Origin of the sequence: Kitasatospora sp. NPDC058478 (assembly GCF_042720345.1) — a bacterium.
In the GTDB taxonomy this organism is placed as follows: Bacteria; Actinomycetota; Actinomycetes; order Streptomycetales; family Streptomycetaceae; genus Kitasatospora.
Window position 1 is genome coordinate 13,170 of the sequence record NZ_JBHXML010000042.1, and the last position, 12,404, is coordinate 25,573.

Below are 12,404 nucleotides of genomic sequence, written 5' to 3' on the forward strand. Positions count from 1 at the left end.
CCCACTTTTATCTATTTTGTGGGGTGGGTGGGGGGGGGGGGGGTGGGGGTGTGGGGGGGGCCCCGGGCCGCCGCCCGCCCCCGGGGGGGGGGCGCCCGCCCTCCGGTCGGGCGGGCTCAGCGGCCCGCGTAGACGTCCTCGACGTAGCGGCGCTCGTCGATCAGGCCCTGGAGCCAGGCCTGGGCCCGGCCTTCGTCGGCGCCGGGGGTCCGGCTCAGGTAGAGCTCGCGGAAGGCGGCGCGGACGCCCGGGGCCATCCGGGCGCCGTCGCCGCACACGTAGACCTCGGCGCCGGCGGCGAGCAGGCTCCAGACCTCTGAGCCCTCGGCGGCGATGCGGTCCTGGACGAAGCGCCGGCCGTCGACGGGCTGTTCGCTGAAGACCGGGCGCATCGAGACGGCGCCGGCCTGCTCGGCGGCGAGCAGTTCGTCGCGGTGCAGGTAGTCGGCGTCGGGCGCGTCGCAGCCGAAGTAGAGCAGGGCCGGGGCGAGTTCGGCGCCCCTGTCCCTCTCCGTGGCCTCGGCGGTGGCGGTGGCCTTGTCGGCGGTGGCGGCGAGCAGGGCGCGGCGGTCGGCGACCGCGCCGCGGAACGGCGCCAGGCCGGTGCCGGCCGCGATCATGATCACCGGGGCGCGGTGGCCGATCCGGAACGTCTCGCGGCACGGCTGGAGGCGCGCCAGCACGGTGTCCCCGACGGCCACCCGGTCGAGGTAGCCGGATCCGACGCCCCGGAAGGAGCCCCGGCCGGAGCGGGCCGGGGCGTCGAGCACGGAGACCATCAGGTCCACGTGGCGCGGGGCGCTGGTCGGCGAGGTGGAGATGGAGTACATCCGGGGTCGGATCGGCGGCAGCAGTTCCAGCAGCACCGGCCAGGTCAGGACCTCCCGCAGGGCCGGGTGGTCCTCGACCAGGTCCAGCAGCGTCCGCGGGTCGTCCTCGGGCAGCGCCCGCAGCGCGGCCCGCTCGGGCGGGCAGGGGTTGAGGTCGGCCAGCGTCGCGCGCTGGGCGGCGCTCGGGCGGTCCTGCAACTCGACGTGGTGGGTGAGCAGTTCGCGGACCGTCAGCGGCCGGTCCACGGCGAGGATGGTGCGCCGGTTCGCCACGATGCCGAGCAGGGTGTCCGGGTCGGCGCCGAACACCTTGGCGGCGCGCTCGACCAGGGCCGGGTCGTTGGCCGGCAGCACCGAGACGTGGTCCGCGGTGCGGTAGTCGACGCCCTCCGGCAGGGCCAGCCGGACCAGGCGCTTGACCCGGGGGTAGGCGGGGTCGGTGAGGCTGCCGACCGCCGTGACGGTCAGCCCGATCACGCGGCGCTTCGCGGCCAGGGCGTCCAGCGGGCCGCCGGCCAGCTCGGTCACGGTGTACGTCTCCAGGGCGGCGGCCTCGGCGGGCGCGGTGCCGGTGCCGGGGGCGGGGGCGACGACGGGTGCAGCGGCGTCGCCGTACCGCTCCAGCAGGGCCCGGCTCAGCGCCGTGGTGAACTCCGCCACCTTCCCGGCCAGATCGCCGGAGGCGTCGGCCGCGCCCCGGGCGAGCAGCCGGGTGCCGCCGAGGGCGGCGAGGCCCTCGTCGATCAGCGTCGGCACGCGCTGGTACGTGGCGGCGTACGTCCGGTCGCCGATGCCGAGCACCGCGTACCGGACGTCCTTCGCGAACCCGGCGGTGCTCGCGGCGCCCTCGCCGCCCTCGGCCTGTTCGGCCTGTTCGGCCTGCTCGGTCGCCGTCCGGAGCCGGCGGACGAACTCCGCCGCGTCGTCCGTCGGCTGGCCGTTGTACGAGGCGGCGGTGATCACCACCGGCCGGTCGGTGGGCAGCCCGTCCGCGTAGGCGTCCAGCGGGGCGACGGCGGTGTCGCAGCCGAGCGCGGCCGCCGCGTCGGCCAGCTGCCGGGTGAACTCGCGGCAGGCGCCGTAGTTGGAGCCGTGCAGGAGCAGCAGACCGGTGCCCTGGCGGACCCGCCCGGGCAGGTCGGCGGCGCGGACGGGCGCGTCCGCCACCGCCGGGGGCGTGGGCGTGCGCGGGGCGAGGGCGAGGGTGAAGTCGTCGGGCTTGATGGTGAGCGTCTGCTTGATGGTCAGCTGGTAGTCGGCGTGGTCGATCAGCCGGTAGCGGTGGACCAGCATGCCGAGCAGCATGGTCGCCTCGTGCAGCGCGAACTGCCGCCCGATGCAGGCGCGTTCACCGGTGCCGAAGGGCTTGAAGGCGTGCGGTGAGCGGGCCGCCTCCGGCTCGGGGTCGAAGCGGGAGGGGTCGAACAGCTCCGGGTTGTCGCCCCAGACGGGGTCGCGGTGCAGCATCATCGTGGCCACCAGGACCGGCTCCCCGGCGCGGACCGGGATCCGGCCGCCGAGCAGGGTGTCCGCGCGGGCCTCGCGGCTGAACGCGGGGGCCGTCGGCCACAGCCGCAGCGCCTCGTTGAGCACCTGCCGGGTGTACCGGAGCCGGCCGATGTCCTCGTACGAGGGCTCCGGATCGGCCTGGTCGCCCCAGAGCGCGTCCACCTCGCGCTGGACCTCGCGGAGTACGGCGGGGTGCTTGACGAGGTAGTACAGCGCGAAGGAGAGCGCGCCCGAGGTGGTCTCGTGGCCGGCGATCAGGAAGGTGATCACCTGGTTGCGGATGTTCTCGGCGTCCAGTCTGCTGCCGTCGGCGGGGTGCACGGCGTCGAGCATCAGGCCCAGCAGGTCCTCGGCCGGGCCCTGTTCGGGGCTGCCGGCGCGGGCGGCGATCACCTCGTCCACCACCGAGGCCAGGTACCGGGCGTCGCCCCGGGCGGCCTGGTCGGGCTCGCTGTGGTCGAGTTCCGGGTCGCGCAGGAGCTTGTTCATCGCCCAGTTCAGGGAGCGGACCATCGCCTCGACGAAGGGGTGCGGCTCCTCCCGGTCGAAGGAGCCGAAGTCGAAGCCGAAACCGGCCAGCCCGATGGTGTCCAGGGTCATCCGGGTCATGTCGCCGGGCACGTCCACGACCAGCCCGGCGGCCGACCGGCCGTCCCAGGACTCGATCAGGCGGCGGGCCACCCGCAGCATCACGGGGTGGTAGGTGCGCATCGAGCCGAGCGCGAAGGCGGGCATCAGGATGTCGTGCGCCCTGGCCCAGTTCGGCTCCGCGTTGTACGCCGTGAACAGGCCGTCCCCGGTGAACTCGCGGACGTTCTCCAGGGCCGGTCCGATCGACTTGGTGAACCGCTCCTCGTCGGCCAGCTCCTCGACCAGGTCCAGGCCACTGACGATCAGGGTGTCCCGCCCGTGCAGGCGCTGGACGAAGGCCGGGGCGTGCCGCCGGGCCAGCTCCATGGTGCGCAGCAGGGGGGCGGCGATCGGCGGCGCCGACGAGATGTCGACCAGCGGCACCCCGGCGGGGCTCTGCCGGGGCACCAGGGTCCCGGGCGGGAGCCCGGCCCCGGCCGGATTCGCAGCCTCGGCTGCCGCCGGGGTCATCGTCTCGGTCATGGGTTGTCGCCTTCCGTGGCAGGAGAAACCTCGTCGTCCTCCACTCTCGCCCGATCAGGGCGGGAACCCGGGCCCGAGGACTACATGTTTGTGCAGTAGCGGCGGGCGCGGAAGACTTGTCAACGGACCGTCAGGTCTGCTGCACGCGCAAGTTGTACACGGGAGGGGCCGGGCATGAGACTGACCGACTGCGAGTCGACGGCGGAGAGCTGGCAGGACCTCGCCGTCATCTGGCGCAACCGGACGCTGCGGTTGCTCGACCACGTGCCGGTGGCGCTGGCGGTGTGCGAGTTCAGCGGCCGGATCATGATCGTCAACCGGGCGATGGCCGCCGAATTCGGCCTGTTGCCCGGGCAGTTGCGCAACCGGAAGATCCTGGAGTTCTTCACCCTCCGGGACAGCGCCACCATACCGGCGCTCGCCGAGGCCGTCCGCCTGCACCGCCGCTCGCAGTACCCGGCGCCGGTCTCCTGGTCGGCCGCCGACGGCACCGAGCGGAGTGGCGAGATGACCGTCGCCCTGGTCGGCGACACCCCGGAGGACGCCCCGAACCTGCTGCTCTCGCTGCCGGTCCGCACCGGGCCCGCCGGCCCGCCGGCCGCCCCCCGCCCCGAGGTGAGCCCGATCGAGGCCCGGATCCTCGCCGCCGCCGCCCGCGGCGCCACCACCGCCCAGATCGGCCGGGAGATCGGCCTCACCCCGGACGGCGTCAACTACCACCTCGCCCGGCTCACCCGCCGCTGGCGGCTGCCCAACCGCACCGCACTGGTCGCCCGCGCCTACGCCACCGGCGTCCTGGCCCCCGGCGCCTGGCCACCGGAGCCGGCCCCCCGACCATGACGGGGGCGGCTCGCGGGGGAGGCCAGCAGGCTGGGCTGCGCGGGCTGGGTTGCACGGGGCTGGGCCGTTCGGTGATTTAGTTATATGCTCACAATGATTTCAACAATACAAATACTTGTGGAGCCCCCACCATGCCGGACGCCGCCCCACGACGGCCCTGGCTCGTGCTCGCCATCTGCTGCATGAGCCTGCTGATCGTCAGCCTCGACAACACGATCCTGAACGTCGCCCTGCCCGCCATCCAGCGCGACCTGCACACCTCGGTGTCCGGGCTGCAATGGACGGTCGACGCCTACACGCTGGTGCTGGCCAGCCTGTTGATGCTCTCCGGCTCCACCGCCGACCGGGTGGGCCGCCGCCGGGTCTTCCAGATCGGACTGGTGGTCTTCACCGCGGCGTCGCTGCTGTGCAGCCTGGCCCCCGGGCTCGGCTGGCTCGTCGTCGCACGGATGCTCCAGGCGGTGGGCGGATCGATGCTGAACCCCGTCGCCATGTCGATCATCAGCAACACCTTCACCGACTCCCGGCAGCGTGCCCGCGCCATCGGCGTGTGGAGCGGCGTCGTGGGCATCAGCATGGCCGCCGGACCGATCGTCGGCGGCGCCCTGGTCGAGTCGGCCGGCTGGCGGGCCGTCTTCTGGATCAACGTGCCGATCGGCCTGGCCGCGCTGTTCCTGACCCGCAGGTACGTGCCGGAATCACGGGCGCCGCGGCCCCGCCGGGTCGATCCGGTCGGCCAGGTGCTCGTCATCGTCCTGCTCACCGCGCTCACGTACGCGATCATCGAGTCGCCGGAGCGCGGCTGGACCTCGCCGCTCGTCGTCGGCTGCGCGGCGGCGGCGCTGGGCGCGCTGCTGGGCCTGCTGTGGTACGAGCCCAGGCGCGCCGACCCGCTGATCGAGCTGCGGTTCTTCCGGTCCGCGCCGTTCGCGGGCGCCACCGTGATCGCGGTCGCCGCCTTCGCCTCCCTGGGCGGGTTCCTGTTCGTCAGCTCCCTCTACCTGCAGAACGTGCGCGGGCTCACCCCGCTGCACGCCGGGCTGTTCATGCTGCCGATGGCGGTGACGGCGCTGCTGACCGCACCGGTGTCCGGCCGCATGGTCGCCTCCCGGGGGCCGCGCATCCCCCTGCTCCTCGCCGGGGCGGCCCTGTGCGCGAGCGCCGTGCTCCAGGCGCTCACCTACTCCGAGCACCTTCCGACGGCCGTGCTGGTCGTCGCGTACCTGCTCTTCGGCACCGGCTTCGGCCTGGTCAACGCGCCCATCACCAACACCGCCGTTTCGGGCATGCCCCGTTCGCAGGCCGGTGTCGCGGCCGCGGTGGCCTCCACCAGCCGGCAGATCGGCCAGTCCCTCGGCGTGGCCGTCGTCGGCGCCCTGATGGCGGGCGGCGCGTACGCGCACACGGCGGCCTTCACCGACGCCGGGCGGACGGCGTGGTGGATCATCGCAGGTTGCGGCGCTGTCGTGCTGGTCACGGGTACGCTCACTTCCGGCCGCTGGGCCCGGGAGACGGCCCTGCGCACGGCGGAGCGGCTCGCCGCCGAGGAGACGCCTGAGACGCCGGAGGCGCCGGGGACGAGGGAGACGAAGGAGACGGTGAACACCTGATGGACCGCCCGCACACCGGCGAGCACCACGAGGGGGACGAGGCCGCCACCAGCACGGCGACCAGGGTCTGGCAGGGGCTGAACGCGCTCGTCCTGGAGCGCTACGACCGCCGCAAGACCGTCGCCGAAGCCCTCGGCATGAGCTTCAGTCGGGTCAGGGCGCTGCGCCGCCTCGGCGCCGACCCGATCACCCTGCGGGACCTGGCCGAGCGGCTGGGCAGTGACCCGCCCTACACCACCGTCATCGTCGACGACCTGGTGCGGCGCGGCCTCGCCGAACGCGTCACCAATCCCGCCGATCGCCGGTCCAAGCTGGTCCATCTGACCGAGGAGGGCCAGGCGAAGGCCGCCCTCGCCGCCAGGATCCTCACCACCCCGCCCGACGACCTGCTCGCCCTGCCCCCGGAGGACATCCAGGCGCTCGACCGCGTCCTGGCGAAGCTCCTGGACTGAACCCCCCGGGGCGGGTGCCGTCATGGCCGCCGACGGGCTGTGAGGCCAGCGTGAAGGTCGTGGGTGGGGCCGGTGATCGGCCGTTGATCGGGCGTAGACGGCAAGCCTGCAGCATCTGGAACCGGAGGGGACCGGTTCGGAGGCCACAGCCTGACCACCGGGACCCACGCGGTCGGACCACGGACCGCGCGGGTGCCCAGCGCTGATGCCGCCACCGGTCCCGACCCCCATCAGGAGTCCGGACCACGAAGGGCAGACGAGGCATGGACGGCGGGCAGTGGGTGCAAGCGGTGAGGCCGGCGGCGGGCTTCGGCGAGCAGTTGAGGGTACGGCGCGAGCGGATCGGCCTGACCCAACAGTGCCTGGCCGATCACGCCACCCTGAGCGTGCGGGCGATCCGGGACATGGAGAGCGGCCGAGTCAGAAGGCCGCGGAACGAGACCGTCCGGCTGCTGGCGGACGCGCTGCGGCTGGAGGGCCGCAGCCGGACGGACTTCGAGGAGGCCGCCCGTCGGCACCCGCTCGCCGATGAGCCGGCGGCCGTGGCGCCGGTCGCCCCGCCGGTGGCGCGCGGGGCCATCGTCGGCCGGGAGATGGAGGCCGAGGTGCTGTCCGACGCCTTCGCCGTGCACGGGGACCGGCTGGTCTCGCTGGTGGGGCTCGGCGGGGTCGGCAAGACCCGGCTCGCCCTGGAGGTGGCCCGCCGCCTGCACCTGGCCGCCTGCTGGTCGGTGCGCTGGGTGGACTGCGCCGGCGACCCGGCCCCCTGGCACGGCCGGATGGACGACATCGTCCGGGACATCGGCGACCGGCCCGCCCTGCTGGTGCTGGACGGCGCCGACGGCGGGGTGGACGCCGGCCGGCTGGACGGGCTGTTCCACCACTGCCCCGGGCTGCGGGTGCTGATCACCGCCCGGGAGGCCTGGCCGCTGCCCGGCGGGCAGGTCGTCCCGCTCGCGCCGCTGCCCGTACCGGCCCCCGAACTCGACGCCGAACCGGAGGCGCTGGCGCAGATCGGCGCCGTCCGGCTGCTGCTCTCGCACCTGCGCCGGCTGCGCCCCGGCTACACCCTGGAGCGCTCCGAGGCCCCCGCCGTGGCCGCGCTCTGCCGCCACCTGGACGGCCTGCCGGGGGCGTTGGAGCGCGCGGCGGGGTGGACGCTGGTGCAGTCCACCGCCCAGCTGCTGGCCCGGCTGTCGGCCGGCCCGTTCACGCTGGCGGCACCGCCGGTGGTGTACGGCACGCGCGGTGACGTCCGGGACGAGGTGGAGCCGGCGATCCAGCGGTTGACGGAGCGCCAGCGGGCCCTGCTGGACGTGCTCGTGGACGAGCCCGGCGACTGGTCGGGGGAGGACGCGGTGGTCCGCAGCGGCTGGGCGCCGCAGACCTGCCTGGCGACGGTGCACGAACTGCTGTCGCGCGGGCTGATCCGCAGCGTGCCCGCCCGCGACGGGGTGCGCTTCACGGTGCTCAACGTGTGCCGCCGCCTCCTCCAGGAGGAGCCCGGGCACCGGTTCGCGCCGGCCGGGGACGTCCAGCTGCTCGCCGTCGCGGGCTGACCACACGGCGGCCGGCCGGGTGTCGATACTGCCGCATCTTGCCCGCATCTTGCCGCACGAGCTGCCGGTCGCCGGGCCCGATCGTTCCTAGCGTTCTCCGCAGGGCTGGACCGTCGCGGAATACGCGCCGGAATTCCCGGGCCGCCGGCTGGGGCGTCGGCGGAATTCCATCGAGGATCGCTACCGACGAGGGCTGGATTGTGGAGCACAGAAATGCTGGAGAGAGAAGACTGGACGTCGTCGTGACGACGACGGCCTCGGATTCGCACACCTGGAACCTGGTGTTCCTGCAACTGCTGCTGGAGGAAATGGGCCACCGGGTGACGAACCTGGGCGCGTGCGTCCCCGACGCCCTGCTGCTCTCCGAATGCCGCCGGATCGAACCGGACCTGATCGTGGTCAGCAGCGTCAACGGGCACGGCTACCAGGAAGGACTGCGGGTGATCCCGGCCCTGCGCGCCTGCCCGGAACTGCGGCGCACCCCGACGGTCATCGGCGGCAAGCTCGGCATCGCCGGAACCGACGACCCCGACCGCGAGCGCACGCTGCTCGCGGCCGGCTTCGACCGGGTCTTCGAGGAGGACTCCGCGGTGGCCGGGTTCCGCGAGTTCGTCGACGGGCTGCACTCCCGGGTCCTGCTGTGACGAGCTTCGGCGCGTTCGTGGCGCAGGCCGCGGAGGCCGGCGCACTGGTGGTCCAGCCCCGGATGGGGATGGCGCAGGCGGCCCGGATGCGGGAGGGCCTGCTCGCCACCCGGGCGGCGGCCGCCGTCACCGTCGGCACCATCACCCTGGACAGCTACACCCGCACCGGCGACCTCGACGCCGCGCGGCGGGCCCTGGCCGCCGGGGCCGGCCTCAACGGCTACCCGATCGCCACCCACCCGGTCGACGTCACCCGGGCGGTCCTGGCCGGGGTGGCGGACGCGGGCTTCCCGGTACAGGTCCGGCACGGCTCGGCCGCGCCGGAGCACATCATCGGGGCGCTGCTGGCGGCCGGCCTGGACGCCACCGAGGGCGGACCGGTCTCCTACTGCCTGCCGTACGGCCGCACCCCGCTGCACGAGGCGGTGGCCCGCTGGCAGCGCAGCTGCGAACTGCTGTCGTCCATGCGGGAGTTCGGTGCGGATCCGCACCTGGAGACCTTCGGCGGCTGCATGATGGGCCAGCTCTGCCCGCCCTCGCTGCTGATCGCCATCAGCGTCCTGGAGGCGCTGTTCTTCCGTCAGCACGGGCTGCGCAGCATCTCGCTCAGCTACGCCCAGCAGGCCAACGCCCGCCAGGACGAGGAGGCGCTGGCCGCGCTCGGCCGGATCGCGGGCGAACTGCTCGCGGACGTCGGCCACCACCTCGTGGTGTACGCGTACATGGGCGTGTACCCGCGCTCGCCCGGCGGCGCCCGGCTGCTGCTGGAGGACGCCGCGCGGCTCGCGGTGCGCGGCGGCGCCGCCCGGCTGATCGTCAAGACCACGGCCGAGGCGCACCGCATCCCGACCGTCGCCGAGAACGTCCGGGCGCTGGAGACCGCCGCCGCGGCCGCCACGGCGGAACGCGCCCGCCCCCGGCCCGCCGCCCCGCCGGACACCGGGATCGAGGCCGAGGCCAGGGCGCTGATCGGTGCGGTGCTCGACCTGGACGCCGACCTCGGGCGGGCCCTGGTGCGGGCGTTCGCGGCCGGCTACCTGGACGTGCCGTACTGCCTGCACCCCGACAACGCCGGGCGGACGCGCAGCTCGCTCGGCCCGGACGGACGGCTGCTGTGGTCCGCCGTCGGCTCGATGCCGATCGCCGGGCTCGCCGAGGGTGGCCGCGCGCCGATCCTCGGCTCGGCCGGGCTGCTGGCCGCGCTCTCCCAGGTCCAGCAGCGCTACGACGACCGGGCCGGGCGCTCGCCCGCACCCGCACTGCGGGGGCTGCCCGCCGCGCGGTGAGACGCCCGGTGAGGCGCCCGCTGAAACGCCCGGTGAGACGTCCGGTGAAACGCCCGCTGAGAAACCACGCTTCACGCTTCACGCTTCACGCTCCACGAGAGAACGAGAGAAGAGGACCCCGACCATGCCCGACACCACGCCCCTGCCGCCGACCGACCCGGGCCGGCACCTGACCGCGCCGGCCACCCGCAGCGCGCTCCGGATCCAGCAGCACCTGCTCACCGCGGCCCGCGAGTTCCTGCGCGGCCGGGGCTTCACCGAACTGCTGCCGCCGATCATCGGCCCGGTCACCGATCCCGGTGCGCGCGGCTCCAAGCAGGTGGACATCGACTTCTACGGCCACCGCTACAAGCTGATGACCAGCGCGATCCTGTACAAGCAGGCCTCGCTGCTCGCCTTCGACAAGATCTTCTGCATCGCCCCGAACGTCCGCCTGGAACCGCTGGAGACCGCCGGGACGAACCGGCACCTCGCCGAGTTCCACCAGTTGGACGTGGAGGTCGCCGGGGCGAGCCGGGACGACGTCGTCCAGCTGGCCGAGGACCTGGTGGTGCACATGGTCGACAGCACCGTCCGCGCGCTGCCCAAGGAGTTCGCCGAACTCGGCCGGGACCCGCAGGCCTTCGCCGAACTGCTGCAGGGCTCCTTCGGCCGCATCCGGCACGCGGAGGCGGTCGCCGAACTCCAGGGCATCGGGCACCCGCAGAGCCCCGAGGCCGAACTCGACTGGGAGGGCGAGGCGTTGCTGTCGGCCCGGCGGGACCGGCCGTTCTTCGTCACCGACTACCCGAAGGGCTCGCGCGGCTTCTACGACCGCGAGCACCCCGACGACCCGGGCCTGCTGCGCAACTTCGACCTGCTGGCGCCCGAGGGCTACGGCGAACTGTGCAGCGGCAGCCAGCGCACCAACGACTACGCGGAGATCGTCACCCGGATGCGGGAGACCGGCGAGAACCCGCAGAAGTACCGCTGGTACCTGGACCTGGTGCGCGAGGGCGTGCCGGCCAGCGCGGGCTTCGGCATCGGGGTCGAGCGGCTCACCCGGTACGTCGCCGGGCTGGACGCCGTCTGGCAGGCCAGCGCCTTCCCGAAGATCGCCGGGGTGGTGTCCCCGTGAGCGACCTCAGCGCGCCGGGATTCCCGGAGGAGGAGGTCCGGCACCGGGCCCGCGCCGGGGCGGCCGCCGCCTTCCCGCCCGCCGAGGAGTACGGACACGTGCTGTTCGGCGCCGGCCACCCGGGCGCGGCGGACCGGGCGGCGCCGCCGGACGCCCTGGACGCGCTGCGGATCGTCCCGCCGCTGTTCCTGCCGCAGCGGCTGGCCAAGCTGATCGACCTCGGCCGCGAGCCCGACTACCGGGACGTCGAACTCGCCACCGCCATCGGCGGGTTCGCCTCCGCGCTGCCGGTGTACGTCTCCGCGACCGGCTCCACCCGGGCCGCCGGCGGTGACCTCGGGCTGGCGCTGAGCCGGCAGGCCGGGGCACTCGGCATCCCGATGGTGATCGGCGAGAACGTGGTGCCGGTCAACGGCTACGGCCGGCTCGGCGAGGCGGCCGACCGTACGCTGCTCGGCCGGCTGCGCGCCTACACCGAGGAACTTCCGGAAGGCCTCGGCGGCGTGGCCGTCCAGCAGAGCACCGAGGACGCCGACGCCGAGGTGTGGAACCTCGTCCACAGCGACCCGGCCGCCCTGCCGCTGCTGGAATCCGGGCGGCTGGCCTTCGAGTTGAAGGTCGGCCAGGGCGCCAAACCGGGCCTGGGCGGCATGACGGTGCTGGAGGCCGAGGCCGCCGCCGCGCTGGGCGACCGCTTCGGGCTGGACCCGTTGTTCGGCGACGGGCGGGTGCTGCGCGCCGCCACCCCGGGCACCTTCACCGCGGAGATCCTGCGCCAGCAGATCCGGCTGATGCGCAACAACTACCCGCGGGTGCGGATCTGGGTGAAGCTCTACCCCGGCCGGGACGTGGCCGAGGCCGCCCGGGTGGCGCACGAGGCCGGGGCGGACGCCGTCGTGGTGGACGGCGCCGAAGGCGGAACCGGCTGGGCGCCCGGGGTGTTCCTGCCGCACGTCGGACTGCCGCTCGCGGAGTGCCTGCGCCGGCTGGCGGTCGCGCCGCCGCCCTCGCTGCTGGTCTCCGGGCGGATCTGGGAAGGCGCCAGGGCGGTCAAGAGCCTGGCCTCGGGGGCCCGTGCGGTGGGCCTCGGGCGGGCGGCGCTGATCGCCGTGGCGGAGGACCGGGAATCCGGGCTCCGCCGTTTCGTGGACTGTCTGGCGCTGGAACTCCGACTGCTGATCAGCGCGCTCGGAAAGTACGCTCCGCAGGCCCTGGACCGGGAGGACGTCTGGTCCCCCGAGGAATGCGGAATCACCGCCGGCCGGTAGCCCCGGCCTGCCCGGGTCGATTCCTGCGGCATGTCCGGAAAGCGGCAGCGGAAAACTGCCGATTTCCTTCCTCCTTTCCTGCCGATAGGGCCGTCGAATTCCCCCTATCGTCGAACTCGTCGCCGATTCATCTCACTTCTGGGGCTGGATGATGTCCTCTCGCGGTTTTCCTACTG

Annotated in this window: 9 protein-coding genes; 8 read left to right on the forward strand and 1 reads right to left on the reverse strand. The window is 74.0% G+C overall.

The window, feature by feature from the left end; all coding sequences use genetic code 11:
* Positions 1 to 116: 116 nt before the first annotated feature.
* Complete coding sequence (locus ACFWPT_RS23380) at positions 117 to 3,452, reverse strand: cytochrome P450 (RefSeq protein ID WP_380483953.1); 3,336 nt, start codon at positions 3,450 to 3,452, stop codon at positions 117 to 119.
* 174 nt (positions 3,453 to 3,626) lie between these two features.
* Here ACFWPT_RS23380 and ACFWPT_RS23385 point away from each other — a divergent pair, with 174 nt between their 5' ends.
* The 8 genes from ACFWPT_RS23385 to ACFWPT_RS23420 all read left to right on the forward strand — a co-directional run bounded on the left by ACFWPT_RS23385 (position 3,627) and on the right by ACFWPT_RS23420 (position 12,228).
* A complete protein-coding gene (locus ACFWPT_RS23385) occupies positions 3,627 to 4,292 on the forward strand; it encodes a PAS domain-containing protein (RefSeq protein WP_380376847.1) in 666 nt (221 codons plus the stop codon).
* Between the two features lie 131 nt (positions 4,293 to 4,423).
* Positions 4,424 to 5,902, forward strand: coding sequence for an MFS transporter (locus tag ACFWPT_RS23390; RefSeq protein ID WP_380483955.1), 1,479 nt, complete (start codon positions 4,424 to 4,426; stop codon positions 5,900 to 5,902).
* The gene (locus ACFWPT_RS23395) at positions 5,902 to 6,354 is read left to right on the forward strand and encodes a MarR family winged helix-turn-helix transcriptional regulator (RefSeq protein WP_380376841.1); all 453 of its coding nucleotides are present in this window, start codon (positions 5,902 to 5,904) and stop codon (positions 6,352 to 6,354) included. The genes ACFWPT_RS23390 and ACFWPT_RS23395 overlap by 1 nt, the downstream gene beginning before the upstream one ends.
* Before the next feature lie 263 nt (positions 6,355 to 6,617).
* Positions 6,618 to 7,913: a helix-turn-helix domain-containing protein gene (locus tag ACFWPT_RS23400; protein WP_380376838.1), complete on the forward strand. Its 1,296-nt coding sequence runs from the start codon at positions 6,618 to 6,620 to the stop codon at positions 7,911 to 7,913.
* A 242-nt stretch (positions 7,914 to 8,155) separates the two neighbouring features.
* The gene (locus tag ACFWPT_RS23405) at positions 8,156 to 8,557 is read left to right on the forward strand and encodes a cobalamin B12-binding domain-containing protein (RefSeq protein WP_380343369.1); all 402 of its coding nucleotides are present in this window, start codon (positions 8,156 to 8,158) and stop codon (positions 8,555 to 8,557) included.
* On the forward strand, positions 8,554 to 9,843 hold the full coding sequence (locus ACFWPT_RS23410) for a methylaspartate mutase (RefSeq protein ID WP_380483957.1): 1,290 nt from the start codon (positions 8,554 to 8,556) through the stop codon (positions 9,841 to 9,843). Before ACFWPT_RS23405 ends, ACFWPT_RS23410 begins: the two co-directional genes overlap by 4 nt.
* A 124-nt stretch (positions 9,844 to 9,967) precedes the next feature.
* Positions 9,968 to 10,960: an asparagine synthetase A gene (locus ACFWPT_RS23415; RefSeq protein ID WP_380376833.1), complete on the forward strand. Its 993-nt coding sequence runs from the start codon at positions 9,968 to 9,970 to the stop codon at positions 10,958 to 10,960.
* Positions 10,957 to 12,228, forward strand: coding sequence for a glutamate synthase-related protein (locus tag ACFWPT_RS23420; RefSeq protein WP_380483959.1), 1,272 nt, complete (start codon positions 10,957 to 10,959; stop codon positions 12,226 to 12,228). Before ACFWPT_RS23415 ends, ACFWPT_RS23420 begins: the two co-directional genes overlap by 4 nt.
* Positions 12,229 to 12,404 lie beyond the last annotated feature (176 nt).